Source organism: Streptomyces pyxinicus, from assembly GCF_024753135.1.
Lineage (GTDB): Bacteria > Actinomycetota > Actinomycetes > Streptomycetales > Streptomycetaceae > Streptomyces > Streptomyces pyxinicus.
Genome location: NZ_JANUGP010000003.1, coordinates 153979 through 179749, shown reverse-complemented (window position 1 = coordinate 179749; position 25771 = coordinate 153979). Strand labels below are relative to the sequence as shown.

Sequence of the window (25771 nt, the reverse complement as noted above, 5' to 3'; positions counted from 1 at the left end):
GTTCGTCCCGTCGGGTGACGGTGGGTGGAGCACCCACAGAGGTGAACCACCTTCTGGACGGTGGGTGAAGGCCCACCGGTCGACGGAAAGCAGGGACGGTTCATGGCGACTTTGTGCAGGCCCTCGGTGTCGGTCCCGGAGCACGTGATCACGATGGAGGAGACGCTGGAGCTGGCGCGCTCGCACCACGCGGACCACCCTCAACTGCCCCTCGCGCTGCGGCTGATCGAGAACACGGGCGTCAAGACCCGGCACATCGTGCAGCCCATCGAGGAGACCCTCAAGCACCCGGGGTTCGAGGACCGCAACAAGCTCTACGAGGCCGAGGCCAAGGCCCGGGTCCCGGCGGTGATCCAGCGCGCGCTCGACGACGCCGAGCTGCTGACCAGCGACATCGACGTGATCATCTACGTGTCGTGCACGGGCTTCATGATGCCCTCGCTGACCGCGTGGCTGATCAACGAGATGGACTTCGACAGCACCACCCGCCAGCTCCCGATAGCCCAGCTGGGCTGCGCGGCGGGCGGCGCGGCGATCAACCGGGCGCACGACTTCTGCTCGGCCTACCCGAACGCCAACGCGCTCATCGTGGCCTGCGAGTTCTGCTCGCTGTGCTACCAGCCCACCGACCTCGGCATCGGTTCACTGCTCTCCAACGGCCTGTTTGGCGACGGCATCGCCGCGGCCGTGGTGCGCGGCAGCGGCGGCACCGGCGTCCAGCTGGAGCGCAACGGCTCGTACCTGATCCCGAAGACGGAGGACTGGATCGCCTACGACGTCCGGGCCACCGGCTTCCACTTCCTGCTGGACAAGCGGGTGCCGACGACCATGGAGCCGCTCGCGCCCGCGCTCAAGGACCTGGCGGGCACACACGGCTGGGACGCCTCCGACCTGGACTTCTACATCATCCACGCCGGCGGTCCGCGCATCCTCGACGACCTCAGCAAGTTCCTGGAGGTCGACCCGCACGCCTTCCGCTTCAGCCGGTCCACGCTGACCGAGTACGGCAACATAGCCAGCGCCGTCGTCCTGGACGCGCTGCGCCGGCTGTTCGACGAGGGCGGCGCCGAGGAGCGGGCCCGCGGTCTGCTCGCCGGGTTCGGCCCCGGCATCACCGCCGAGATGACGGTGGGCCGCTGGGTCGGCGACGGGAACGGGGCCTCCCGATGACCGAGGAGACGACGCTCACCGAGGCGATGCCCCCGGTCCGGCAGTGGCCGGCGTTCGACCTGTCCGGGACGGACTTCGATCCGGTGCTGGCCGAGCTGATGAGCGAGGGCCCGGTCACCCGCATCCAGCTCCCCAACGGCGAGGGCTGGGCGTGGCTGGTCACCCGGTACGAGGACGTGCGGATGGTGGCCAACGACCCGCGGTTCAGCCGGGAGGCGGTGATGGAGCAGCCGGTGACCCGGCTCGCCCCGCACTTCATCCCGGACCGGGGCGCGGTCGGCTTCCTCGACCCGCCCGACCACAACCGGCTGCGCCGCTCGGTCGCCGCCGCCTTCACGGCCAAGGGCGTGGCGCGGGTCCGCGAGCAGGCCCGCGGCATGCTGGACGAGTTGGTGGACGGACTCCTGCGGGACGGCCCGCCGGCCGACCTGACGGCGACGGTCCTCAGCCCCTTCCCGATCGCGGTGATCTGCGAGCTGATGGGCGTCCCGGCCGGGGACCGGCACCGGATGCACGAGTGGACGCAGCTGATCCTGTCCTCCGCGCACGGCAAGGAGGTCAGCGAGCGGGCGAAACGCGAGATGAGCGCCTACTTCGCCGACCTGATCGGGCTGCGCGAGAACAGCACGGCCGAGGACGTCACCTCGCTGCTCGGCGCCGCCGTGGGCCGCGACGAGGTGACGCTGGAGGAGGCCGTCGGTCTGGCGGTGCTGCTCCAGATCGGCGGCGAGGCGGTCACCAACAACAGCGGTCAGCTGTTCTACGTGCTGCTGACCCGCCCGGACCTGGCGCGCAAGCTGCGCGAGGAGCCGGGGATCCGCCCGAAGGCGATCGACGAACTCCTGCGCTACATCCCGCACCGCAACGCGGTCGGCCTGTCCCGGATCGCGTTGGAGGACGTGGAGATCAGGGGCGTGCTGATCCGGGCCGGGGACCCGATCTACGTCTCCTACCTGGCCGCCAACCGCGACCCGGAGGTCTTCCCGGACCCGGAGACCATCGACTTCTCGCGCAGCCCCAACCCCCATGTGGCGTTCGGTTTCGGCCCGCACTACTGCCCCGGCGGCATGCTGGCCCGGCTGGAGGAGGAGCTGCTGGTGGACGCGCTGCTGGACCGGCTGCCGGGGCTGCGGCTGGCGGTGCCGGCGGATGAGGTGCCGTTCCGCAAGGGCGCGCTGATCCGGGGGCCCGAGGCGCTTCCGGTGACGTGGTGACGGCCGCATGACGACCGAGGGACTGCTCGTACCGCCGGGCGAGGGCCGCGTGATGGCGACGCCCGCCCAGCGGGTGACGTTCAAGGTCACCGGCACCCACTCACGGATGGCCTCCACCTTCGAGGTGGAGGTCCCGCCGGGGTTCGACGTCGGCGCCCATGTGCACACGCGCAGCGAGGAGTTGTTCTACGTGCTGGAGGGCGAGCTGGACGTGCTCGCCTTCGAGCCCCGTATCCGTACCCCCGACAACTGGCGGCACTGGGAGTCCCGTTCGGGCAGCCGCGTGGTGCGCGCGACGCCGGGCACGGTCATCGTCGTACCCCCGGGCTGCCCGCACGCGTTCGCGAACCCGACGGACACGCCGGCGAAGATGTTCTTCCAGGCGAGCCCGCCCCCGGACCACGAACGCTACTTCGAGGAACTGCTGGAGATCCTCAGGGACGGCGGTCCGCCCGACCAGGAGGCCATCGAGGCTCTGCGGGAGAAGTACGACATCCAGCAGCTGACACCGCTCAGGCACCGGTGAGCGCACCCGGACGCGGGGCACGGCGGCGCATACCGTGCCCCGCTCCGGACTACCGGATCGGCATGCCTGACAGGGTGCGGGCGATGACGAGGCGCTGGATCTCGCTCGTCCCCTCGAAGATGGTGTAGATGGCGCTGTCGCGGTGCATCCGCTCGACCGGGTACTCCCGGGTGTAGCCGTTGCCGCCGAGGATCTGGACGGCCTGCGCGGTCACCTTCTTCGCCGTCTCGCTGGCGAACAGCTTGGACATCGAGCCCTCGGCCGCCGTGAAGGGCTTGCCGTTGACCGCCATCCACGAGGCCCGCCACACCAGCAGCCGCGCCGCGTCGATCCGGGTGCGCATGTCGGCGAGCTGGAAGGCGACGCCCTGATTGTCGATGATCGGGCGCCCGAACTGCTCCCGGGTCTTCGCGTAGTCGAGGGCGACCTCGTAGGCGGCGCGCGCGGTGCCGACGGCCATCGCGCCGACGGCCGGACGGGACGCCTCGAAGGTGGCCATCGCCGCGTTCTTCACCCGCTCGCCGCCGCTCGCCTTGGCCTTCTCGCGGGCCCGGGCCAGCCGCTGGTCCAGCTTCTCCTTGCCGCCGAGCAGGCAGGAGCCGGGGACGCGGACGTGGTCCAGGACGACCTCGGCCGTGTGCGAGGCGCGGATGCCGTGCTTCTTGAACTTCTGGCCCTGGGAGAGGCCGGGGGTGCCCGGCGGGACGATGAAGGAGGCGTGGCCCTTGGAGCCCAGCTCCGGGTCCACCACGGCGACGACGACGTGGACGTTGGCTATGCCGCCGTTGGTCGCCCAGGTCTTCGTGCCGTTGATCACCCACTCGTCCTTGGCCTCGTCGTAGACGGCGCGGGTGCGCAGGGAGGCCACGTCGGAGCCGGCGTCGGGCTCGGAGGAGCAGAAGGCGGCGACCTTGACGTCGTTCTGGTCGCCGTACATCTGCGGGATCCAGGTGCCGATCTGTTCCTCGGTGCCGTTGGCGAGCACGCCCACGGCGGCGAGGCCGGTGCCGACGATGGACAGGGCGATGCCCGCGTCGCCCCAGAACAGTTCCTCCATGGCCATCGGGATGCCGAGGCCGGTGGGGTCGAAGTACTGCTGCGCGTAGAAGTCGAGGGAGTAGATGCCGACCTTCGCGGCCTCCTGGATGACGGGCCAGGGCGTCTCCTCGCGCTCGTCCCACTCGGCGGCCGCGGGGCGGATGACGTCGGCGGCGAAGCCATGGAGCCAGTCCCGGACTTCCCTCTGCTCGTCGTTCAGCTCCATGGTGAACTCGGCCATGACCCCTCCAGCGGCGGTACGGTGTTACTAGCGGTAACCGCAGTCTGTTACCGACGGGTAGAGAAAGTCAACCGGGACCGCCCCCCGGGCTCCCGTTCGATGTCAGGGCCCCGGTCAGTGTTAGTTTTCGCAAGCGTCACCGAATCAGCACGGGTGGGGAGAGCACATGGACACCACACAGCGGACCGATCAGCAGCGGTCCGCCGACCGCCGCCGGCGCGAGCTGCTGGAGGCCGCGGACCGGGTGGTGCTGCGCGACGGCCCGCAGGCGTCGATGAACGCGATCGCGGCGGAGGCGGGTATCACGAAACCGATCCTCTACCGGCACTTCGGCGACAAGGGCGGTCTTTACGCGGCCTTGGCCAAGCGGCACACGGACGCCCTGCTCGCCTCGCTGCGGGCCGCCCTCGACGCGCCGGCCGAGCGGCGCGAGCGGGTCGAGTCGACGCTGGAGACCTATCTGGCGGCGATCGAGGCCCGCCCCCAGGTGTATCGGTTCCTCATGCACCCGGCGGAGGGCAGCACCGGCGGCGACCAGGGCTTCGACGTCGGCAAGCACAGCGCCCCGCTGCTCAGGCGGATGGGCGAGGAGCTGGCCCAGGTGATCGAGGAGCGGGTGGACCTCGGCCCGGAGAGCCAGCAGCTCGCCCGGGTCTGGGGCCACGGCATCGTCGGCATGATGCACGCGGCCGGCGACTGGTGGCTCGGCGAACGCCCCTGCTCCCGGGCCGTGTTGGTACGCTCCCTCGCCGACCTCCTCTGGGGCCGCCTCGCGGCGGCGGGCGACCGGGTGGGCGGCCCGGGGTTCTAGCTACCCCCTGTCACGGCCGGCGGCTCCAACGGCCCCCCGTCACCCCCGTACCACGAGGCGCGCCGGACCTGTCCGGCCAGCCTCCGCCGCCGCCAGCCCGTGACACGGTCCGCGTACACACGCCCCTCCAGGTGGTCGCACTCGTGCTGGAGGCAGCGGGCGAAGAAGCCCGTGCCGTGGACCGTGACCGGCTCCCCCGTCATGGTCACGCCCTCGACCACCGCGTGGTCGTACCGCTCGGTCCCGGCCTCCAGACCGGGCAGGGACAGACAGCCCTCCGGGCCCCGGAGCACGATCCCGTCCGCCGTCACCAGGCGCGGGTTCACCACATGCCCGAGATGCCGGACATCGTCGTCGTCCGGGCAGTCGTACACGAACACCCGCAGCGGCACCCCGATCTGATTCGCGGCCAGGCCCACCCCCTGGGCCGCGTACATCGTGGCGAAGAGGTCCTCCACGAGGGCCGCCAGCTCGCCGCCGAAGCCGGTGACGTCCCGGCATCGTTCGCCGAGGGCGGCGTCGCCGAGCAGGGTGAGGGGCCGGACGCGCCCGTGGGCGCCCGGAATGGAACCGTGTCGCATGGCGGCAAGGGTACGGTTCGTTCATGCTCATGCCCGCCGCACTGGCGGTGGACCGGGATTCGGGTGTGCGAACGGATCTCGATAGGCTGAGGTCCACACCACGCTGCCGGATGGCCCCAGGCGCGGCGCGTACGCAAGGAGGATCGAGAACTGATGGCAGGCAACTCGGACCCGCTCTCGCCGCGGGCCAAGCTGGCCGTGACCGCGGGCAAGGCGGTCGCCGCGGCATCGCGCGCCGCGGGACGCGGCAGCGGTTCGGTGATCGGCGGCCGGGTCGCGCTGAAACTCGACCCCGATCTGCTCGGGCGGCTCGCGCAGAACCTGGACGTCGTCCTGGTGTCCGCCACCAACGGCAAGACCACGACGACCCGGCTGATCGCGGAGGCGCTGCGCGCCGCCGGCCCGGTCGTGTCGAACGCGCTCGGCGCCAACATGCCGGCCGGCATCACGTCGGCGCTCGCGGGCGGCTCGGAGTCCAAGTTCGGCGTCATCGAGGTCGACGAGAAGTACCTGGCCGGTGTCGCCCGTGACACCAGCCCGAAGTGCATCGCCCTGCTGAACCTCTCCCGGGACCAGTTGGACCGCGCCGCCGAGACCCGCATGCTCGCGGAGAACTGGCGCGAGGGCCTGGCCGGCTCGAAGGCCGTCATCGTGGCCAACTGCGACGACCCGCTGGTGGTCTGGGCCGCCTCCTCCTCCCCGAACGTGATGTGGGTCGCGGCCGGGCAGATGTGGAAGGACGACGCCTGGTCCTGCCCGTCGTGCGGCGGCGTGATGCAGCGCCCCGGCGACGACTGGTTCTGCGGCGAGTGCGGCTTCCGCCGGCCCACGCCCACCTGGGCGCTGTCCGGGGACCACGTCCTCGACCCGCACGGCTCCGCCTGGCCGATCCACCTCCAGCTGCCGGGCCGCGCCAACAAGGCCAACGCGGCCAGCTCCGCGGCCGTCGCCGCCGTGTTCGGGGTCCCGCCGCAGGTCGCCCTGGAGCGGATGTACGCGGTGCAGGCCGTCGCCGGCCGGTACGACGTCGTCCAGTTCCAGAACCGCGACCTCCGGCTGCTGCTGGCGAAGAACCCGGCCGGCTGGCTGGAGACGTTCTCCCTGATCGACCCGCCGCCCGCCCCGGTGATCCTCTCGGTGAACGCGCGCGGGGCCGACGGCACCGACACCTCCTGGCTGTGGGACGTCGACTACACGCGGCTGACCGGCCACCCGATCTTCGTCGTCGGTGACCGCAAGCTCGACCTCGCCGTGCGCCTGGAGGTCGCGAACCAGCACTTCCAGGTCTGCGAGGACCTCGACCAGGCCGTGGGGATGTGCCCGCCGGGCCGGATCGAGGTCATCGCGAACTACACCGCGTTCCAGGACCTGCGCCGCCGCGTCGGCAACTGATCGTCGAAGGGGATCACTCATGAGCGACAACCAACTGCGGCTGGTGTGGATCTACCCGGACCTGCTGAGCACCTACGGCGACCAGGGCAACGCGCTCGTCGTGGAGCGCCGGGCGCGTCAGCGCGGCCTGGACGTGGCCCGCCTCGACGTGCGCAGCGACCAGCCGATCCCGACCTCCGGCGACATCTACCTGATCGGCGGCGGCGAGGACCGCCCGCAGCGGCTCGCGGCCGAGCGGCTGCGCCGGGACGGACATCTGCACCGGGCGGTGGAGAACGGCGCGATCGTCTTCTCCGTGTGCGCCGGCTACCAGATCCTCGGCCACGAGTTCATCAACGACCTCGGCCAGCGCGAGCCGGGTCTCGGCCTGCTCGACGTGGTGTCCGTGCGCGGCGAGGGCGAGCGGTGCGTCGGTGACGTGCTCGGCGACATCGACCCGCAGCTCGGGCTGCCGCCGCTGACCGGCTTTGAGAACCACCAGGGCGTCACCCACCTCGGCGCCACCGCCCGCCCGTTCGCCCGGACCCGGATCGGCAAGGGCAACGGCACCGGGGACGGCACGGAGGGCGCGTACAACGGCACGGTGTTCGGCACGTACATGCACGGGCCGGTGCTGGCCCGCAACCCGCTGATCGCCGACCTGCTGCTGAAGCTGGCGCTCGACGTCAACGCGCTGCCGCCGATCGACGACCACTGGTACGAGGCGCTCCGCACCGAGCGCATCGCCGCCGCTCAGCAGCCCGCGTAGGCACCCGGCGGGTGACCGCCTGACGGGCGCCGCGCTCACATGTGCGGGCGCGTCCAGCAGGCGGACGCCCGCTACGGACGGACCCGGTCACGCCGGTAGGCTGACCGGGAATCCGCCGGACAACGTGGTCCGGTCCCTGGCCCACGTCGAGAAGGTAATCGGGCTATGCGCATTGGTGTCCTCACGTCCGGCGGCGACTGCCCCGGCCTGAACGCCGTCATCCGGTCCGTCGTGCACCGCGCCGTCGTCGACCACGGCGACGAGGTCATCGGTTTCCGGGACGGCTGGAAAGGCCTCCTGGAGTGCGACTACCTCAAGCTCGACCTCGACGCCGTGGGCGGCATCCTGGCCCGCGGCGGCACCATCCTCGGTTCCTCCCGGGTCCGGCCCGAGCATCTGCGCGACGGGGTGGAGCGGGCCCGGGGCCATGTCGCGGAGCTGGGCCTCGACGCGATCATCCCGATCGGCGGCGAGGGCACGCTGAAGGCGGCCCGGCTGCTGTCCGACAACGGGCTGCCGATCGTCGGCGTCCCCAAGACCATCGACAACGACATCGCTGTCACGGACGTGACCTTCGGCTTCGACACCGCCGTCACCGTGGCCACGGAGGCGCTGGACCGGCTGAAGACCACCGCCGAGTCGCACCAGCGGGTGCTGATCGTGGAGGTCATGGGCCGGCACACCGGCTGGATCGCGCTGCACTCCGGCATGGCGGCCGGCGCCCACGCCGTCGTCGTCCCGGAACGGCCCTTCGACATCGAGGAGTTGACCCGCAAGGTCGGCGAGCGGTTCGAGGCGGGCAAGCGGTTCGCCATCGTGGTCGCCGCGGAGGGCGCCAAACCCCGGCCCGGTTCCATGGAGTTCGACGAGGGCGGCAAGGACGTCTACGGCCACGAGCGCTTCGCGGGCATCGCGCGGCAGCTCTCGGTCGAGCTGGAGCACCGGCTCGGCAAGGAAGCCCGCCCGGTGATCCTCGGGCACGTGCAGCGCGGCGGCACACCGACGGCGTACGACCGGGTGCTCGCCACCCGGTTCGGCTGGCACGCGGTGGAGGCCGTGCACCGGGGCGAGTTCGGCCGGATGACCGCGCTGCGCGGCACCGACATCGTCATGGTGTCGCTGGCCGAGGCCGTGGAGACGCTCAAGACGGTGCCCGCGGAGCGGTACGACGAGGCGGAGTGCGTGCTGTAGTCCCCGACCCACTGGTCCATACGTGAACAACCCGCCCCCGGTCACCGGCGTGACCGGGGGCGGTCCTACTCTGGTGGGCGGACAGAATCGCACAACCCCCACGAATCAGGAGCCGGCGGATGGATCACAGCGGGCACGGCATGACGATGGATCTGCCGCCGTTCACGCTGGGGCGGGGGCTCCAGTGGTCGGCCGACCCCTTCTTCCTCGTCGCCTGCCTGCTCGGGCTCGCCCTGTACGGCTGGGGGGTCGTGCGGCTGCGCCGGCGCGGTGACGCCTGGCCGGTGTCGCGGACGGTGTCGTACGTGGTGGGCGTGCTGACCATCGTGCTGGTGATGTGCACCAGGCTGAACGACTACGGGATGGTCATGTTCAGCGTGCACATGGTGCAGCACATGATCATCAGCATGCTGTCGCCGATCCTGATCCTGCTCGGCGCGCCGGTGACGCTGGCGCTGCGCGCGCTGCCGACCGCCGGGAGAGGCCGCAGGGGGCCGCGCGAACTGCTGCTGGCCCTGCTGCACAGCCGGTACATGCGGGTCGTCACGCACCCGGCGTTCACGATCCCGATGTTCATCGCGAGCCTGTACGCGCTCTACTTCACCCCGCTGTTCGACTTCCTGATGGGCTCGAAGGCCGGGCACATCGCGATGATGGTGCACTTCCTCGCGGTCGGCGTGGTCTTCTTCTGGCCGATCATCGGCTTGGACCCGGGCCCGCACCGGCCGGGCCACCTGATGCGGATGCTGGAGCTGTTCGCGGGCATGCCGTTCCACGCGTTCTTCGGTATCGCGCTGATGATGGCGTCGACGCCGATGGTGGAGACGTTCCGGAACCCGCCCGGCTCGCTCGGCATCGACGCGCTGTCCGACCAGAACGCGGCCGGCGGCATCGCCTGGGCGTTCAGCGAGGTGCCGTCCGTGCTGGTGCTGATCGCGCTGCTGTTCCAGTGGTACGGCTCCGAGAAACGGCAGGCCAAGCGCATGGACCGGGCCGCCGACCGGGACGGTGACAAGGAGCTGGAGGCGTACAACGCCTATCTCGCCTCGCTGAGCGCCCGCGAGGGCCGGGCCTGACACGGACAACCGTCACCGGCCGGCCCGGTGTCGGCGGAGCCATCCCCTCCGGGCCGGAACCGGGGCACCATGGGGGGACGGACCACGAGGAGGGTGTCGCGATGCCCAGATCCACGAACGGCTCCACGAACGGCTCCATGCCCGGTTCCACGAACGGCTCCGCCAAGGCGATGGGGGCACTCACGGTCGGCGGGCTCGTCGTGGTGACCGCCTACACGGTCGCGCTCGGCAGCAACGGCTGGCTGTGGTTCGGCTGGGTCGTACTGGGTCTGCTGACCCTCGCCATGGTCGTCACGCAGTCCTGAGACGCCGGGCGGACCGGCGCTGACTACAGTGCCCGCATGAACAGCAGGACGCCCTCGTTCGACGAGTTGGACCGCCGTATCGTCACCGCGCTGATGGCGAACGCCCGCACCAGTTTCGCCGAGATCGGCGCCGCGATCGGGCTGTCCGCGACCGCGGTGAAGCGGCGGGTGGACCGGCTGCGGGAGACCGGGGTGATCACCGGGTTCACGGCGACCGTACGGCCCTCCGCGCTGGGCTGGCGCACCGAGGCGTACGTCGAGGTGTACTGCGAGGGCGCGGCCCCGCCCCGGCGGCTGGCCGAGGTCGTCCGCAACCATCCGGAGATCGCGGCGGCCATGACGGTGACCGGCGGCGCGGACGCCCTGCTGCACCTGCGGGCGCGGGATGTGGAGCACTTCGAGGAGGTGCTGGAGCGCATCCGTGCAGAACCGTTTATTCGCAAGACGATCAGCGTGATGGTGCTGTCCCACCTGCTGCCCGAGAGCCCGGAGGCCGGCGCGACCCAGCCCGCGCCGGAATGAGCGCCGCCATGCGCAGCACTCCTGCGTGTGCTCCCCGGAAGACGCAGTAATACTGCACATGCACGCACCTGATCGTTCTTGTCCGACGCGTGCACTGCTTTCTACCGTGGAGTCACCGCTCAGTGACACACAGGAAAGCGGAGGGAACCCTCTGTGTCCGAACACCGTGTGCCGCGCTCTCGGCGATTCCTCGTCTGCGAACCCAGGCACTTCGCCGTGCAGTACGCGATCAATCCCTGGATGCGCCCCGACCAGCCGGTCGACGCGGATCTCGCCCGCGAACAGTGGCAGGGCCTGCTCCGCGCCTACCGGGCGCATGGTCATACCGTCGAGTCCGTCGAGCCGGTGCCCGGCCTGCCGGACATGGTCTTCGCCGCCAACGCGGCGTTCGTGGTCGGCGGCCGGGTCTTCGGCTCGTTCTTCCACGCGCCCGAGCGGCGTCCGGAGTCGACGCACTACGACACCTGGTTCAAGGCGGCCGGGTACGACGTGCACCGCCCGCTGTCGGTCTCCGAGGGCGAGGGCGACCTGGTGTGGACGGGCCGCTACGTGCTCGCGGGCACCGGGTTCCGCACCACCCGCGAGGCGCACCGCGAGGCGCAGGAGTTCCTCGGTCACCCGGTGATCGGCCTGACCCTGGTGGACCCGTACTTCTACCACCTGGACACCGCGCTGTTCGTGCTGGACGACGACAACGTCTGCTACTACCCGGAGGCCTTCTCGGCGGGCAGCCGGGAGGTGCTGCGGCGGCTGTACCCGGACGCGGTGCTCGCCGGCCGGGAGGACGCGCTGGCGTTCGGCCTGAACTCGGTGTCCGACGGCCGGCACGTCTTCATCGCGCCGCGCGCCGAGGCGCTGGCCGAGCGCCTGGCCGACCACGGTTACGACCCCGTCCCCGTCGACCTCTCGGAGTTCCACAAGGCCGGCGGCGGCATCAAGTGCTGCACTCAGGAGATCCGCTCATGACCGCACCCGCCCGCACGCGTACGTCCGCCGACCTGATCCGGGCGGAGGAGCCCGTCCTGGCGCACAACTACCACCCGCTGCCGGTGGTGGTGGCCCGCGCGGAGGGCACCTGGGTGGAGGACGTCGAGGGCAACCGCTACCTCGACATGCTGGCCGGCTACTCCGCGCTCAACTTCGGCCACCGGCACCCGGCACTGGTCGAGGCCGCGCACCGCCAGCTCGACCAGCTCACGCTGACCTCCCGGGCCTTCCACCACGACCGGCTCGCCGGGTTCGCGGCGCGGCTCGCCGCGCTGACCGGCCAGGACATGGTGCTGCCGATGAACACCGGCGCCGAGGCGGTGGAGAGCGGCATCAAGGTGGCCCGCAAGTGGGCGTACGACGTCAAGGGCGTGCCGGCCGACCGGGCGACGATCGTGGTCGCGGCGGAGAACTTCCACGGCCGTACGACGACGATCGTCGGCTTCTCCACCGACGAGACGGCACGGGCGGGCTTCGGCCCCTTCACCCCGGGGTTCAGGGTGGTGCCGTACAACGACCTGGCCGCGCTGGAGGCGGCGGTCGACGAGACGACGGCCGCGGTGCTGATCGAGCCGATCCAGGGCGAGGCCGGGGTGATCATCCCGGACGAGGGCTATCTGACCGGGGTCCGGGAGCTGACCCGCCGTGCGGGCTGTCTGTTCGTCGCGGACGAGATCCAGTCGGGCCTCGGGCGCACCGGCCGTACCCTCGCCGTCGAGCACGAGGGCGTCGTCCCGGACGTGCTGCTGCTCGGCAAGGCGCTCGGCGGCGGCATCGTGCCGGTGTCGGCGGTGGTGGGACGACGTGAGGTGCTGGGCGTGCTGCACCCGGGTGAGCACGGCTCGACGTTCGGCGGCAACCCGCTCGCGGCGGCGGTCGGCACGGCCGTGGTCGAGCTGCTGGAGACCGGTGAGTTCCAGCGGCGGGCCGCCGAGCTGGGCGTGATCCTGCGGGACGGGCTGACCGAGCTGGTCGGCAAGGGTGTGCTCGGCTTCCGCGCGCGGGGTCTGTGGGCGGGCGTCGACGTCGATCCGGCGATCGGCAGCGGCCGGGAGATCAGCGAACGGCTGATGCGCGAGGGCGTCCTGGCCAAGGACACCCACGGCTCCACGATCCGGCTGGCGCCGCCGCTGACCATCACGGCGCAGGAGCTGCGCTCCGCCCTGGCCGCGCTGGAGAAGGTGCTGGTCTGAGCCGCGACGGGCGGGGGCCGGTGCGCCGGCCCCCGCCCCGGTGCTCAGCTCGTGCCGAGGAGCTGCCGCATCTCCTTGATCTCGGCACTCTGGCCGGTGATGACGGCGTCGGCCGTGCGCTCGGCGGGCCCGTAGGCGCCCTTGGCCTTCTCGGTGCCGGCCATCTCGACGGCGCCCTGGTGGTGCCGGACCATCAGGGACAGGAACCGGGTGTCGAAGTCCTTGCCCCGCGCCTTCTTCAGGGCGGCCATGTCGTCGTCGCCCATCATCCCGGACATGCCGGTCATGCCGCCGTGGGACGAGTGGTCCATGCCGGCCGTCGGGACCTGCTCGCCCCAGGCCTTGAGCCAGCCGGTCATCGTGCGGATCTCGGGGCCCTGCGCCTTCTCGATGCGGTCGGCGAGATCCCTCACCCGGTCCGATGAGGCGCGGCCGTCGGCCAGCTTCGCCATCTCCAGGGCCTGCTGGTGGTGCGGGATCATGCCCTGGGCGAAGGCCACGTCCTGGGCGTTGTGAGCGGCGGCCGTGGCACCGGGGGCGGCGTGGCCGCCGTGTCCGGCCTTGTCCTTGTCGCCGCCGTCCCCGCCGCAGGCGGCGAGGGTGAGCGCGGCGGTGGCGGCGACCGCGACGAGGGCGGCACGGCGCGTCAGAGTACGGGGGGTCATGCGGGAACTCCTGCTGTGTGAAGGGGGTTCTTCGGGCCCACGTGCGCCGGGCAGACGTGTTCCGGGCACGGGTCGGCGGACGGCCGCGGCAGTGTGCGGTCGCCGGGTGCCTCTAGATCCGCAGGAGTTGGAGTTCGGCCAGGGAGGGCGGCGCGCGGGCGCCGTCGGGGGTGGCGGCCGTACGGGGGCACAGGGTGCCCGCCGACGGCGGCGCGGTGACCCGGTCGGGGGTGAGGGCGGGCAGCTCGGGCCCGCCGTTCACGGCGCCCGAGGCGCAGGTCGGGTCGGCGTGGTGCATCCGGTTCCCGCCGCAGTGGCCGTCCCCGCCGGGGCAGTCGTCCATGGCGTCGAACGCCACGGTCGCGTGGGCGTTCCGGACGTGTGTCGTGTGCTCCGCCGCGCCGCCGGGGGCGAGGCCGTGCATCCCGAGCAGGCCGACCAGCAACACGAGCACGGACAGCGCCCGGTACCGCCCGCCGGGCGGTCGCTGAGGGTGCTGTCCGGTGCTGCGCATCGGGGTCATCGTACGGGGGCGGGCGAGGGCGGACGGCCGGGGCCCGCCGTCGCGCCGCTCAGTGGGCGAGTCGGCCGGCCCTGTCGGCCTGCCCGAGGCGGAGCGCGGAGACCAGGAAGAAGACACCGCCCAGGAAGGCGTAGCCCGCCAGGGTGCTCAAGGACGCGTCACCCTTTCCTGCCTGGACGATGAAGGAGGTTCCCGCGAGGGTGGAGAGGGCGCCGCCGGCGATCACCGGCCACTGGCCTGCCATCCCGCGCCGCAGGACGCCGACGATCAGTTGGACGAGTCCCGCGGTGACGGCCCAAGCGCCCCAGACCCTGAGGACGGCCGGGATGCCCGAGGTGGCGGCGGCGACGAGACCCGCGGCGGTGAGGGTACTGAGCACGATGTTCGTGTAGAGGCCGCGCACGGGTCCGCGGTTCGCCCTGGCGGTCCGGATGTCGACGACCGCGCACGCCACGTCGAACGCGGGATAGACCACCAGCAGTGTGCCGCTCAGGGGGCCCAGGGTGTCAGCGGAGGCGAACAGGAGGACGGCCCACACCGCGGCGAACGCGAAGCGCAGGAGGTACAGACGGCGCAGCGCCGCCGTGTCGGCCACGGCGCGGGCCGGAGCGGCGATGGAGGAGTTCATGGGAAGTCCTTTCGGCGGGGGTGTGGCGGGAAGCGGGAGCGAGGAGGGAGAACGTTCGGTCTACCTCCCACACTAAAGAGCCACCCGTCCGCGCTGTCAAGACCGAACGTTCTCCCTCACCGCTGATACCGTGGACGCATGACTACGGGCACAGACGGCACGAGCACGTCCGAGGCACGGGCGCGGCTGCTCGACACGGCGACCCGGATCTTCTACGCCGAGGGGATCCACTCGGTCGGGGTGGACCGGATCATCGCGGAGGCCCAGGTCACGCGCGCCACCCTGTACCGGCATTTCAAGGGAAAGGAGGAGCTGATCCTTTCCTATCTCCAGCAGGCCGATCACGGCATCCGGGGGCAGGTGGCCGCCGTCCGGGCACAGGGCCTGTCGGCGGCCGACACGGTCCGGGCCGTGAGCCGGGGCATCGCCGAGGGGATCCAGTCCTCCGGGTTCCGCGGCTGCGCCTTCCTGAACGCGGCGGCCGAATACCCCGATCCGGCACACCCGGTGCACCAGGCCGTGCTGGCCCATCGGCAGTGGTTCCTGGAAACCGCCACACGGCTGTTGGAAGACGCCGGCTGTGCTCCCGCCGACGCCGCGGGCCGGCACTTCGTCATGCTCCGGGACGGGGCCATGGCGGCCGGCTGCCTTTTCGACCCGACGCTGATCTGCGAGACGTTCCTGCGGGGCGTGGAAGGCCTCTTGAACACGGGCACCGCAGCGGCGCCGGAACCGGACTCCCCCGTCGTCCCGCCCGCATGACACCACTCGAACATGGCTACAGATGACGGCAGGAGCACATCGGCACCGTGCCCGTGATCCCTGGAACGCCCCGGGAAGACACCGGTTCCACGCGGAGCTGTCAGACTGAGGAGTGAGCCGTGTTCTACCACCTGCTCAAGTACGTGTTGCTGGGCCCCCTGCTGAGACTGTTCTTCCGGCCGCGGATCGAGGGGCGGGGGAACGTCCCCGCCGACGGTCCCGCGATCGTCGCCGGCAACCACCTCTCCTTCTCCGACCACTTCCTGATGCCGGCGATCCTGAAGCGCCGTATCACCTTCCTCGCCAAGGCCGAGTACTTCACCGGGCCCGGCGTCAAGGGCCGGCTGACCGCCTTCTTCTTCCGCAGCGCCGGGCAGATCCCGGTGGACCGCTCGGGCCGGGAGGCCGGGCAGGCCGCGGTCCGCGAGGGGCTCGGGGTGCTGGCCAGGGGCGAACTGCTCGGCATCTACCCCGAGGGCACCCGGTCGCACGACGGCCGGCTCTACAAGGGCAAGGTCGGCGTCGCCGTGATGGCGCTGAAGGCGGGCGTCCCGGTGGTGCCCTGCGCGATGATCGGCACCTTCGAGGCGCAGCCTCCCGGCCGGAGGCTCCCGCGCGTCCGGCCGGTCACCATCCGCTTCGGCAAAGCGCTCGACTTCTCCCGCTTCGCCGGCCTGGAGGACGAGAAGGCGGTCCTGCGGGCGGTCACCGACGAGATCATGTACGCGATCCTGACCCTCTCCGAGCAGGAGTACGTCGACGAGTACGCGGCCGTCGTCAAGGAGCGCCGGGCGGCGGAGACGGGCGCGAAGGAGCGCAGATTCCCGCGAGCGCCGATCGGCTGACGCCCCTCTGCCGTCGGCAGAACGGCGTGGCGGGGCGCGCGCGGGCGGTCGTACGGTCGCGGCATGGGACAGGCTGTGGTGATCGGGGCGACGGGACAGATCGGGCGGCCGGCGGTGGCCGCGCTGGCGCGGGACGGCTGGCAGGTGACAGCCGCCTCGCAGAGCGGCGGCCGGGCGGAGGAGTGGCCCGGGGAGGTGCGGGCGGTACGGCTGGACCGGGCCGACGGGGCGGCGCTGGCGGAGGTGGTCGGCGAAGGCTGTGACGTGCTGGTGGACATCGTGGCCTACGACGCCTCGCACGCCCGGCAGTTGACCTCGCTGGCGGACCGGATCGGTTCGGCCGTGGTGGTCTCCAGTGTGTCGGTGTACGAGGACGCGCGGGGCTGCGGCTTCGACACCCAGGACCGGCCGGACGGCTTCCCCGTCTACCCGGTGCCGCTGCCGGAGACCCAGCGGACGGTGGCGCCCGGCGAGCGCACGTACAGCACCCGCAAGGCCGCGCTGGAGCGTGAACTCCTCGCGGCGGGCGAGCGGTTGCCGGCCACGCTGCTGCGGGCGGGCGCGGTCCACGGGCCGCACAGCCGGGTGCCGCGGGAGCTGTACTTCGTCAAGCGGAACCTGGACCGGCGCGGCCGGCGGGTGCTGGCGTACGGCGGTGCGAGCCGGTTCCATCCGGCGAGCGCGCACAACCTCGCGGAGCTGATCCGGCTGGCGGCGGCGCGGCCCGGCTCGCGGGTCCTGAACGCCTGCGACGCCGAGGCGCCCACGGTCGCCGGGATCGGCGCGGCGATCGACGCCGTGATGGGCGCCGAGAACGAGACGGTCCTGGTGGACGGGCCGCCCCCGGCACCGGGCGTGGGCGACAGCCCGTGGGCGGTGCCGCACTCGGTGGTGGCCGACATGACGGCGGCGGAGCGCGAGTTGGGGTACCGGCCGGTGGTCGGGTACGCGGAGTCGCTGCCTGAGACGGTGGCCGGGATCGAACGGCGGCTGGCCGGACGGGACTGGCGTGCCGCCTACCCGAAGGTCGCCCAGGCCTACGGCGATCTCTTCGACTACGCGGCGGAGGACGCCTGGCCGGGGGCATGAGTGAGGGGCGGCCGGGAGAACCGGCCGCCCCTCACTCGCCGTCAGGCGGTGACTACGGCTTGGGCGTGGCGTGCGGCGCGCAGGTCACGTCCTTGGCGTCGACCGTGCCCTTGAGCAGGTAGGCGTCGACGCGCTGGTTGATGCACGGGTTCACCAGGCCGGTGACGCCGTGCGAGCCCGCGCCCTTCTCGGTGATCAGGCGGGAACCCTTGAAGCGCTGGTGCAGTTCGACGGCACCGGGGTACGGGGTGGCGGCGTCGTTGGTGGACTGCACGATCAGGACCTTCGGGAGCCCCTGGTGCGTCTTGACCTCGATCGGGCGCTGCTGCTTGGCCGGCCAGGTGGCGCAGGGCAGGTTCATCCAGGCGTTGGCCCAGGTCATGAACGGGTACTTCTTGTTGAGCCGGGTGTTGTCCCGGTCCCACTTCCGCCAGCTGGTGGGCCACTTGGCGTCGGCGCACTCGACGGCCGTGTAGACCGCGTTGCTGTTCTCCGCGGCTATGTTGCCCGCGGTGTCCGACAGGTCCGGGGCGGCGGCGTCGATCAGCGCCTGGGTGTCACCGGCGACGTACTTGCTGAACGCGGTGGCGACCGGCACCCACGAGGAGTCGTAGTACGGCGCGTTCTGGAAGAAGGAGATCAGCTCGGCCGGGCCGACGACCCCGCCGAGCGGGCTCTTCTTCGCGGTGGCGCGCAGCTTCAGCCACTTGGCCTGGACGGCGTCGCGGGTGGTGCCGAGGTGGAAGGCGGCGTCGTTGGCGGCGACCCAGTCCTCCCAGTCCTTCCAGCGGCCCTCGAAGGCGATGTCCTGGTTGAGGTTGGCCTCGTACCAGATGTTCTCGCGGGACGGGTCGACGACGCTGTCCACGATCATGCGGCGCAGGTGCCCCGGGAAGAGGGTGCCGTAGACCGCGCCGAGGTAGGTGCCGTAGGAGACACCGAGGTAGTTGAGCTTCTTCTCGCCCAGCGCGGCCCGGATGACGTCCAGGTCGCGGGCGGTGTTCGGCGTGGTCAGGTGCGGCAGCATGGCGCCGCTGCGCTCGCCGCAGCCCTCGGCGTACTCGCGGGCCAGCTTGCGCTGGGCGCGCTTGTCGGTCTCGGAATCCGGCACCGGGTCGGCCTTGGGCGCCTTGACGAACTCCTGCGGGTCGACACAGGAGATCGGCGCCGAGTGGCCGACGCCGCGCGGGTCGAAGCCGACGAAGTCGTAGGCCTTGGAGACGTTCGTCCACAGCGGGTTCTTGTTGGTGACCCGGGTGGGGAAGCGCAGTCCGGAGCCGCCGGGGCCGCCGGGGTTGTACACGAGCGCGCCCTGGCGCTCTTCCTTGGTGCCGGTGCTGCCGATGCGGTCCACGGCGAGCTTGATCTGCTTGCCGTAGGGGTGCGCGTAGTCGAGCGGCACGCTGACCCAGCCGCACTGGATGGGCTTGGCGAGCCCCCAGTCGGCCGGGCAGTCCTGCCAGTCGATCCCGGCCTTGGCGGCGCGGGCGGCGGCGATCGCGGCGCCGTGAGCCTCTCGGTCCTGGCCGGGCCGGGACGCGGCACCGGCGGTGGGCGCGGTCACGACCCCGGCGACCAGGGTGGCGGTGACGAGTGCTCCGGCCGAACCGAGCGCCAGCAGACGGCTCTTCGGTCTGTTCTCCCTCAAGGGGGCCCCTCCCCGTACTTCGCTGCGAGTGGTCAGACGGGGATCCTCTCGGCTGTGAGCCTCCTGAGAACAGGGGCAGCCACCCTTCTTTACCAATCCGATAACCGGATGATCACGTCCCGCTGAGCGGGGCGGTCCTCAGCGGGCGAGCAACGCCGCCGCCTCGTCCAGCAGCCGGCGCAGTCGCAGCGCGTCCGGAGCGACCGCGCTGACCAGGACGGCGGGCCCGGCGAGCGGCACCAGCGCGGCGCACTCCCCCAGCATCCGCGCGTCGGCCGGCCGGTCGGCGAACTCGGGTCCTGCGAGGACGAGTTGGCCGACGGCTCGGTGCCCGGCGAGTACGGCGGGCCCGTCCCAGCCGCCCGGTGCTCCGGGCCCGCAGGAGACCTGCTGGTCCAGCACGGCGCGGCCGGCGATCCGTACGGTCAACCGGCTGACGAGCCGCCCCGGTTCCTCCCCGGCCCGCCCGAGCACCTGCTCCTCGCGCAGCACCAGCCGTGCCCCGGCGCCGAGTTCGGCCCGCGTGCTGACACGCAGGTCGCTGCCGTTCGCCGAGATGAGCTGTTCGGGCAGCCAGTGCAGCTCGCCGCCGTCGGCGACGTCGAGCCGCACGTCGTAGTGGGCCTCGGCCTTGGTCTGGCCCGGCAGGGCGAGGGTGGCGGCGGCCGAACCGACGTGCAGCCGGGCACCCTCCTCCACCCGCGCGCTCAGCGTGAGGTGGTCGCCGCCGAGCGGGGCGCTCATCGCGCCGACCACCATGACCCGCGCCTCCGTGCCCTGTGCCCGGGTGCGGCGCAGGGCGAGCGGGCCCTCACCGTCCAGCACCGGCAGGGCGGTGCCGCCCCGGCCGTCGGCGCGGGCGACGATCCGGGCCTCGGCGCGGACCCGGGTGCCGGTCACGCCGTCCACGCGGCGAGCCGCTCCCGGACCCAGGCGGCCACGTCGGCGACCCCGGTCTCGCCGCGCAACGACTGGAAGACCACCGGGAGTTCGGCCCGCTGCGCCTTGGCGTCGGCGGCCATCCGGGCGAGGTCGGAGCCGACGTACGGGGCGAGGTCGGTCTTGTTGACGACGAGCAGGTCGGCGGTGGTGACGCCGGGGCCGCCCTTGCGCGGGATGTCGTCGCCGCCGGCCACGTCGATCACGAAGACCTGCGCGTCCACCAGCCCCTTGGAGAAGGTCGCGGTCAGGTTGTCACCGCCGGACTCGACCAGGATCAGATCCAGCGGGCCGACCGCGTCCTCCAGGTCCTCGACGGCCTCCAGGTTGGCGGAGATGTCGTCGCGGATCGCGGTGTGCGGGCAGGCGCCGGTCTCCACGGCGGTGATCCGCTCGGGCGGCAGCACGGCCTCCCGCAGCAGGAACTCGGCGTCCTCGCGGGTGTAGATGTCGTTGGTGACGACCGCCAGCGACAACTCCTGCCGCAGTTGCCGGCACAGCGCGGCGACGGTGGCGGTCTTACCGGATCCGACGGGCCCGCCGAGCCCGATCCGCAGGGCGCGGCGGGTGCCGTCGGGCCGGTGCGCGTCGGCGCCGACGGCGGGAGCGTGGTGGCTGTGGTCGAGATGCATGGACGGCTCCTGTGGTTCGAGAGACCGGATCGGTTGTCGAGGGGGTTCGGGGTGGCGAGGCCCCCGGGACGGGGTGTCAGGACGCGAAGAGCCGTACCGGCCAGGCGGCGTGCCACTCGGCGCCGACCTCCAGCAGCGGTCCCGACGCGGCGGGCAGCGCGTCGACGCCCTCGGTGACGGCCCGGCGCGCCGCCTCCACCGCCGAGTCCGCGACGCGGTCCAGCTCCGGTGCCAGCCGCGCCAGTACGCCGGTCGCGTCGAACGGGTCGAGGCTGAGCAGCCGTACGGTCGCCGTCGCCGGCCCGCTCACGCTCTCGTACGCCGCGCAGTAGGCCGCGTCCTCGGGCCCCAGGCCGGCCGCGCGGGCGGCGAGTCCGAGCACCACGGGCTGGTGCGCCCCCTTGGGGAACGCGCCTGCCAGGGCGTCGAGTTCGTCCGAGGGCCAGCTCGCCCGCGCGGCCCGCAGCAGTTGCCGCCCGAGCCGCCGCGCGGCGGCCCGCAGCGCCGGCGAGGGGGTGCGCGCGTCGGCCGCCGCGTCCAACTCCGCCGCGTCCATGCCGAGTACGGCGGCTGCCGCGAGCGCGCCCGCGACCAGCCCGGCGGTGTGCGCCCGCCCCCGGCAGAAGTCCTCCAGGCTCGCGGCGCAGGTGACGCGGCCGGCCTTGACCGCGGCCTCGGCCCCGCCGGAGTGCGCGTGCCCCCCGGCCGGGAAGCGGCCGTCGGCCAGGACGAGGAGTGCCGCCCGTGACATAGAGCCGCCCCTCAGAAGAGGAAGTAGCGCTGGGCCATGGGCAGTTCGGCCGCCGGAGTGGCCTCGACCAGTTCGCCGTCGATGTGCACGGCGAAGCTGTCGGGGTCGATCCGGACGTCCGGCAGGGCGTCGTTCTCCCGCATGTCGGCCTTGGTGACCGCGCGCGTGGAGTCGATCGCCGTGAAACGCTTGCCGAGCCGCAGCCGTTCCGGCAGCCCGTCCTCGATCGCCAGGGCGGAGACGAAGTTGACGGAGTTGGCGGCCGGGGCCCGGCCGATGGCGCCGTACATCGGGCGCGGCAGGATCGGCTGCGGGGTGGGGATGGAGGCGTTGGCGTCGCCCATCTGCGCGTAGGCGATCTGGCCGCCCTTGATCACGAGCAGCGGCTTGACCCCGAAGAACGCGGGCTCCCACAGCACGAGGTCGGCGAGCTTGCCGGTCTCGACGGAGCCGATCTCGGTCGCGAGACCCTGGGCGAGCGCCGGGTTGATCGTGTACTTGGCGACATAGCGGCGCACCCGGTGGTTGTCGGCGCGTCCGTCGCCCGGCAGGGCGCCCCGGCGGCCCTTCATCACATGGGCGGTCTGCCAGGTGCGCAGGATCACCTCGCCGACGCGGCCCATGGCCTGGGAGTCGGAGGAGATGATCGAGATGGCGCCGAGATCGTGGAGGATGTCCTCCGCGCCGATGGTGGAGGGCCGGATCCGGGACTCGGCGAACGCGAGGTCCTCGGGGACGGCCGCGTTGAGGTGGTGGCACACCATCAGCATGTCGAGGTGTTCCTCGGCGGTGTTGACGGTGAACGGCCGGGTCGGGTTGGTGGAGCTGGGCAGCACGTTCGGCCGGGAGACCACGGTCATGATGTCCGGCGCGTGCCCGCCGCCGGCACCCTCGGTGTGGTACGAGTGGATGCCCCGGCCGCCGATCGCGGCGAGGGTGTCGCCGACGAATCCGGCCTCGTTGAGGGTGTCGGTGTGGATGGCGACCTGGATGCCGGTGCGGTCGGCGACGGTGAGCGCGGCGTCGATGACGGCCGGGGTGGAGCCCCAGTCCTCGTGCAGCTTCAGGCCGACGGCGCCGCCCCGGATCTGGGAGAGCATCGCCTCGTGGCTGACAGTGTTGCCCTTGCCGAGGAAGCCGACGTTGACCGGGTAGGCCTCCATCGCCTCCAGCATGCGGGCCAGGTGCCAGGGGCCGGGCGTCACGGTGGTCGCCTTGGAGCCCTCGGCGGGGCCGGTGCCGCCGCCGACCAGGGTGGTGATGCCGGACGCGAGCGCCTCGTCGGCGACCTGGGGGCAGATGAAGTGGACGTGCGCGTCGATGGCGCCGGCGGTCAGGATGCGTCCGTTGCCGGCGATGATCTCGGTCTCGGGACCGATGACCAGGTCCGGGTGGACGCCGTCCATGGTGTCGGGGTTGCCGGCCTTGCCGAGCGCGGTGATCCGGCCGTCGCGGATGCCGACGTCGGCCTTGATCACACCCCAGTGGTCGACGACGACGGCACCGGTGATCACGGTGTCCGGGGTGCCCTCGGCGCGGGTGGCCCGGGACTGGCCCATGGACTCGCGGATGACCTTGCCGCCGCCGAAGACCGCCTCGTCCCCGGCGTTTCCGGGGCCGCCGCAGCGGTCCTCCTCGATCTCGATCAGCAGCTCGGTGTCGGCGAGCCGGATCCGGTCGCCGGTGGTGGGGCCGAACAGGTCGGCGTAGGCGGCGCGGGAGATCTCAGGCATCGAGGGCGCCTCCGGTCTCCCCGCGCAGCCCCGGCACGATCCGGGCGCCGGTCAGCGGCACCAGTTCGACCTCGACGGGGATGCCGGGCTCGAAGCGCACGGCGGTGCCGGCGGCGACGTTCAGCCGGGTGCCGCGGGCGGCGGCGCGGTCGAACTCCAGGCCGGGGTTGGCCTCGGCGAAGTGGTAGTGGGAGCCGACCTGGACGGGCCGGTCGGCGGCGTTGAGGACGGTGAGGCGGACGGTCTCGCGGCCCTCGTTGACGCGGACGGGGTCGTCCGCGAGCAGGATCTCTCCGGGAATCATCGCGGGCCCCCTCAGATGATCGGCTCGTGGACGGTGACGAGCTTGGTGCCGTCCGGGAAGGTGGCCTCCACCTGGACGTCGTGGATCATCTCCGGGACGCCGTCCATGACCTCGTCCCGGCTGAGGAGTTTGCGGCCGGAGGACATCAGCTCGGCGACCGTGCGGCCGTCCCGGGCGCCCTCCAGGATGTGCGAGGTGATGAGGGCGACCGCTTCGGGGTGGTTGAGTCTGAGACCGCGGGCCCGGCGCTTCTCGGCCACGTCGGCTGCCACGTGGATGAGCAGCCTCTCTTGTTCGTGCGGGGTCAGTTGCACGTCCCACCTCACCGTCCTCGCTCCGGACCGTGCGGGGTCCGGCTGCCGCAGCCACCGCGACGGGGACAGGTGTAACACACAGACAAATCCCCGGATCGACGTCAATCCGGGCAGAGAAACCCCTGGTGGCGTGGATCGGCAGGCTAGAACGCCGGAGTTTCAACGACGTTAACCAGACCTTGGGCCCGCCATGACCACGGCATGGCGAGCCGCATACCGGCGCGGCTCAGTCGGCGCCCGGCCGCCGGTGCTCGGCGGCGATGCCGAACCGCTGCCGCTCGGACCCGGCCGGCCGGACCTCGCGGACGCCCGAGACGGTGCTGACGACCTGCCCCTCCGCCGCCGCGTCGAGCGCGTCGAGGCGCTCCAGGTCGGCGGCGGAGACCAGGGCGGCCAGCGGCTTGCCGTGCCGGGTGACGACGACGCGCTCGCCGCCGTACACCACCCGGTTGATGAGGTCGGCCAGCTCGGCCCTGGCTCGCGTCACCGGAATCTCGTAGGCCATGGCCCCATCATAACGTCAGGTACGTCCTGTACATTCTGTACAGAAGCCGAGCCCAGTCAGGGCCGCACGAGGAGTAAGGGGTGTGCCCATGTCCCGACCGTCCCGGCCGTCCGCCCGCCATGTCCTGCCCGAGTTCACCGACCGCTCCGGGCCGGTGCCGCGCACGCTCGACCCGTACGGGAAGCTCTTCGAGGACCGGATCGTCTTCCTCGGGACCCCGGTGGACGAGGCCGCGGCGAGCGACCTGGCGGCGCAGTTCATGTACCTGGAGCACGCGGCCCCGGACCGGGACATCACGCTGTACGTCAACTCGCCGGGCGGCTCCGTCGACGCCATGACCGCGGTCTACGACACGATGCGGTACGTCAGCTGCGATGTGGCGACCTACTGCCTGGGCCAGGCCGTCTCCGTCGCCGCGGTGCTCCTCGCGGCCGGCGCCCCGGGCAAGCGGTTCGCCCTGCCGGGCGCCCGTGTGGTGCTCCGTCAGCCGGCCCTGCCCGAGGCGGTGCGCGGCACGCCGAGCGACCTGGAGATCGAGGCCCGGGAGCTGGCCCGCACCCGTGACCTCATGGAGCGGATGCTCGCCCGGCACACGGGGCGCGCAGTGGAGCGGGTGGGCCGGGACCTGGAGCGTGACCTGGCGCTGGACGCCCCGGCCGCCCTGGCCTACGGGCTGGTGGACGGTGTGGTGCCGAGCCGCCGGGGCACGCCCGGCGCGGCGAGGTGAGCGGGGCGTGGTGCCGGAACTGCCGCCGCTGCCCGCGCTGACCCGCGCCGAGGGCGAGCTGATCGACCGTTACCTGGAGGCGGTCGACCTGCTCGGCCGGGTCAATCCGGCCCGGGACGGGGACACCTACCGCGGGCTGCGGGCGGCACAGGCCCTGGTGCGCAAGGCCGCGCAGCTGCGGGACGCGCTCGCGCTGATGCACGGCCGGGGTGAGACGGAGCTGCACGGGGACACGCTGGCACGGGCGTTGCGGGTGCTGGACGGCGAGCGCCGCACCGCGCGCGTCGCGCTCCCGCCGGACACCGTCGGCTGAACCGGACGGCCCGAACGGGCGGCGGGGGCCCGGGTGTCGGCATGTCGCTCGGACCGGATCCCAAACGGCCCGAACGACGTACCGCCGATCGAGGTACTTCCGTCTCCCGTTCCGGAACTTTCGCCTTGCGCCGGCGCCTGTCCGGTTTGGCGGGCGGGAGTGCTCCACCGCAGGTCGGAGGCTACGCAGGGTTTCTGACGGTGTCTCGAACAGAGCACAGTCCACCCGAACGGGTGAGTGGTGAGTAACCCCACAAACCCTCGTTTCCGTTGGGATTTTCAGACAGTTGTGAGTGAAGATCCCTGTCTGACGACAAGCCCCCGCCACCGCGGCGGGGCGGTCCGGGCGGACGCCGAGTCCTGCCGCCGCCTGGATGACCGGTCGACAGGAGTGGATCG

Annotated in this window: 30 protein-coding genes; 17 read left to right on the top strand and 13 right to left on the bottom strand. The window is 72.1% G+C overall.

The features are described from left to right. Nucleotides 1–102 precede the first annotated feature (102 nt). Genes NX794_RS06075 through NX794_RS06065 form a run of 3 tightly spaced genes read left to right on the top strand, consistent with a single transcriptional unit; the run spans nt 103 to nt 2910 of the window. Complete coding sequence (locus NX794_RS06075) at nt 103–1170, top strand: type III polyketide synthase (RefSeq protein WP_258777151.1); 1068 nt, start codon at nt 103–105, stop codon at nt 1168–1170. Next, nucleotides 1167–2384, top strand: coding sequence for a cytochrome P450 (locus tag NX794_RS06070; protein WP_258777150.1), 1218 nt, complete (start codon nt 1167–1169; stop codon nt 2382–2384). Before NX794_RS06075 ends, NX794_RS06070 begins: the two co-directional genes overlap by 4 nt. A 7-nt stretch (nt 2385–2391) precedes the next feature. After that, nucleotides 2392–2910, top strand: a complete 519-nt coding sequence (locus NX794_RS06065) for a cupin domain-containing protein (RefSeq protein ID WP_258777149.1) — start codon at nt 2392–2394, stop codon at nt 2908–2910. A 49-nt stretch (nt 2911–2959) separates the two neighbouring features. Here the strand turns inward: NX794_RS06065 and NX794_RS06060 are convergent, their stop codons facing one another. Next, nucleotides 2960–4189: an acyl-CoA dehydrogenase family protein gene (locus NX794_RS06060; protein WP_258777148.1), complete on the bottom strand. Its 1230-nt coding sequence runs from the start codon at nt 4187–4189 to the stop codon at nt 2960–2962. A 166-nt stretch (nt 4190–4355) separates the two neighbouring features. On the opposite strand from NX794_RS06060, the gene NX794_RS06055 reads away from it, so the two are divergent. Next, nucleotides 4356–5000: a TetR/AcrR family transcriptional regulator gene (locus NX794_RS06055; protein WP_258777147.1), complete on the top strand. Its 645-nt coding sequence runs from the start codon at nt 4356–4358 to the stop codon at nt 4998–5000. On the opposite strand, the gene def is transcribed toward NX794_RS06055, so the two are convergent. Beyond that, on the bottom strand, nt 4997–5581 hold the full coding sequence (gene def / locus NX794_RS06050) for a peptide deformylase (RefSeq protein WP_258777146.1): 585 nt from the start codon (nt 5579–5581) through the stop codon (nt 4997–4999). The two genes, NX794_RS06055 and def, sit on opposite strands and share 4 nt — an antisense overlap. 153 nt (nt 5582–5734) lie before the next feature. Between def and NX794_RS06045 the strand changes: the two genes are divergently transcribed. From NX794_RS06045 to rocD, 8 genes are all read left to right on the top strand, one after another. After that, nucleotides 5735–6973, top strand: a complete 1239-nt coding sequence (locus NX794_RS06045) for a MurT ligase domain-containing protein (protein ID WP_258777145.1) — start codon at nt 5735–5737, stop codon at nt 6971–6973. Between the two features lie 19 nt (nt 6974–6992). After that, nucleotides 6993–7721, top strand: a complete 729-nt coding sequence (locus NX794_RS06040; RefSeq protein WP_258777144.1) for a type 1 glutamine amidotransferase — start codon at nt 6993–6995, stop codon at nt 7719–7721. Nucleotides 7722–7886: 165 nt separating this feature from the next. Beyond that, nucleotides 7887–8912 carry a 6-phosphofructokinase gene (locus NX794_RS06035; protein ID WP_258777143.1) on the top strand — a complete coding sequence of 342 codons (1026 nt, stop codon included), beginning with the start codon at nt 7887–7889 and terminating at the stop codon, nt 8910–8912. 119 nt (nt 8913–9031) lie between these two features. Next, nucleotides 9032–9988 carry a cytochrome c oxidase assembly protein gene (locus NX794_RS06030; RefSeq protein ID WP_258777142.1) on the top strand — a complete coding sequence of 319 codons (957 nt, stop codon included), beginning with the start codon at nt 9032–9034 and terminating at the stop codon, nt 9986–9988. A 101-nt stretch (nt 9989–10089) separates the two neighbouring features. Then, complete coding sequence (locus NX794_RS06025; RefSeq protein ID WP_258777304.1) at nt 10090–10293, top strand: hypothetical protein; 204 nt, start codon at nt 10090–10092, stop codon at nt 10291–10293. Nucleotides 10294–10329: 36 nt separating this feature from the next. Then, nucleotides 10330–10815 carry an Lrp/AsnC family transcriptional regulator gene (locus tag NX794_RS06020; RefSeq protein ID WP_258777141.1) on the top strand — a complete coding sequence of 162 codons (486 nt, stop codon included), beginning with the start codon at nt 10330–10332 and terminating at the stop codon, nt 10813–10815. 153 nt (nt 10816–10968) lie between these two features. Further along, nucleotides 10969–11781, top strand: a complete 813-nt coding sequence (gene ddaH / locus NX794_RS06015; RefSeq protein WP_258777140.1) for a dimethylargininase — start codon at nt 10969–10971, stop codon at nt 11779–11781. Next, the gene (gene rocD / locus NX794_RS06010; protein ID WP_258777139.1) at nt 11778–12995 is read left to right on the top strand and encodes an ornithine--oxo-acid transaminase; all 1218 of its coding nucleotides are present in this window, start codon (nt 11778–11780) and stop codon (nt 12993–12995) included. Before ddaH ends, rocD begins: the two co-directional genes overlap by 4 nt. A gap of 44 nt (nt 12996–13039) precedes the next feature. Here the strand turns inward: rocD and NX794_RS06005 are convergent, their stop codons facing one another. The 3 genes from NX794_RS06005 to NX794_RS05995 form a co-directional block, all read right to left on the bottom strand. Continuing rightward, nucleotides 13040–13660: a DUF305 domain-containing protein gene (locus NX794_RS06005; RefSeq protein ID WP_258777138.1), complete on the bottom strand. Its 621-nt coding sequence runs from the start codon at nt 13658–13660 to the stop codon at nt 13040–13042. 112 nt (nt 13661–13772) lie between these two features. Next, on the bottom strand, nt 13773–14174 hold the full coding sequence (locus tag NX794_RS06000) for a DUF6153 family protein (RefSeq protein WP_258777137.1): 402 nt from the start codon (nt 14172–14174) through the stop codon (nt 13773–13775). Nucleotides 14175–14232: 58 nt separating this feature from the next. Beyond that, a complete protein-coding gene (locus NX794_RS05995) occupies nt 14233–14811 on the bottom strand; it encodes a hypothetical protein (protein WP_258777136.1) in 579 nt (192 codons plus the stop codon). A gap of 138 nt (nt 14812–14949) precedes the next feature. Here NX794_RS05995 and NX794_RS05990 point away from each other — a divergent pair, with 138 nt between their 5' ends. The 3 genes from NX794_RS05990 to NX794_RS05980 all read left to right on the top strand — a co-directional run bounded on the left by NX794_RS05990 (nt 14950) and on the right by NX794_RS05980 (nt 17507). Then, nucleotides 14950–15573 carry a TetR/AcrR family transcriptional regulator gene (locus NX794_RS05990; protein WP_258777135.1) on the top strand — a complete coding sequence of 208 codons (624 nt, stop codon included), beginning with the start codon at nt 14950–14952 and terminating at the stop codon, nt 15571–15573. Between the two features lie 119 nt (nt 15574–15692). Next, a complete protein-coding gene (locus tag NX794_RS05985; protein ID WP_258777134.1) occupies nt 15693–16418 on the top strand; it encodes a lysophospholipid acyltransferase family protein in 726 nt (241 codons plus the stop codon). Between the two features lie 75 nt (nt 16419–16493). Further along, nucleotides 16494–17507, top strand: coding sequence for an NAD-dependent epimerase/dehydratase family protein (locus tag NX794_RS05980; protein WP_258777297.1), 1014 nt, complete (start codon nt 16494–16496; stop codon nt 17505–17507). Nucleotides 17508–17559: 52 nt separating this feature from the next. On the opposite strand, the gene NX794_RS05975 is transcribed toward NX794_RS05980, so the two are convergent. The 8 genes from NX794_RS05975 to NX794_RS05940 all read right to left on the bottom strand — a co-directional run bounded on the left by NX794_RS05975 (nt 17560) and on the right by NX794_RS05940 (nt 24333). Beyond that, nucleotides 17560–19155 (bottom strand): alpha/beta hydrolase, encoded by a 1596-nt coding sequence (locus NX794_RS05975; RefSeq protein WP_258777133.1) that lies wholly within the window; start codon nt 19153–19155, stop codon nt 17560–17562. A 138-nt stretch (nt 19156–19293) separates the two neighbouring features. Continuing rightward, on the bottom strand, nt 19294–20064 hold the full coding sequence (locus tag NX794_RS05970; RefSeq protein WP_258777132.1) for an urease accessory protein UreD: 771 nt from the start codon (nt 20062–20064) through the stop codon (nt 19294–19296). After that, complete coding sequence (ureG, locus tag NX794_RS05965; protein WP_258777131.1) at nt 20052–20726, bottom strand: urease accessory protein UreG; 675 nt, start codon at nt 20724–20726, stop codon at nt 20052–20054. The genes NX794_RS05970 and ureG overlap by 13 nt, the downstream gene beginning before the upstream one ends. Before the next feature lie 76 nt (nt 20727–20802). Then, nucleotides 20803–21477: an urease accessory protein UreF gene (locus NX794_RS05960; protein WP_258777130.1), complete on the bottom strand. Its 675-nt coding sequence runs from the start codon at nt 21475–21477 to the stop codon at nt 20803–20805. A gap of 11 nt (nt 21478–21488) precedes the next feature. Then, complete coding sequence (locus tag NX794_RS05955) at nt 21489–23210, bottom strand: urease subunit alpha (protein WP_258777129.1); 1722 nt, start codon at nt 23208–23210, stop codon at nt 21489–21491. Further along, the gene (locus NX794_RS05950; RefSeq protein ID WP_258777128.1) at nt 23203–23514 is read right to left on the bottom strand and encodes an urease subunit beta; all 312 of its coding nucleotides are present in this window, start codon (nt 23512–23514) and stop codon (nt 23203–23205) included. Before NX794_RS05950 ends, NX794_RS05955 begins: the two co-directional genes overlap by 8 nt. An 11-nt stretch (nt 23515–23525) precedes the next feature. Beyond that, nucleotides 23526–23828: an urease subunit gamma gene (locus tag NX794_RS05945; RefSeq protein WP_258777127.1), complete on the bottom strand. Its 303-nt coding sequence runs from the start codon at nt 23826–23828 to the stop codon at nt 23526–23528. 226 nt (nt 23829–24054) lie between these two features. Continuing rightward, nucleotides 24055–24333: a type II toxin-antitoxin system Phd/YefM family antitoxin gene (locus tag NX794_RS05940; RefSeq protein ID WP_258777126.1), complete on the bottom strand. Its 279-nt coding sequence runs from the start codon at nt 24331–24333 to the stop codon at nt 24055–24057. Between the two features lie 88 nt (nt 24334–24421). On the opposite strand from NX794_RS05940, the gene NX794_RS05935 reads away from it, so the two are divergent. After that, a complete protein-coding gene (locus NX794_RS05935; protein ID WP_258777125.1) occupies nt 24422–25060 on the top strand; it encodes an ATP-dependent Clp protease proteolytic subunit in 639 nt (212 codons plus the stop codon). A gap of 7 nt (nt 25061–25067) precedes the next feature. Next, nucleotides 25068–25373 (top strand): hypothetical protein, encoded by a 306-nt coding sequence (locus NX794_RS05930; protein WP_258777124.1) that lies wholly within the window; start codon nt 25068–25070, stop codon nt 25371–25373. The last annotated feature ends 398 nt before the right edge of the window (nt 25374–25771 follow it).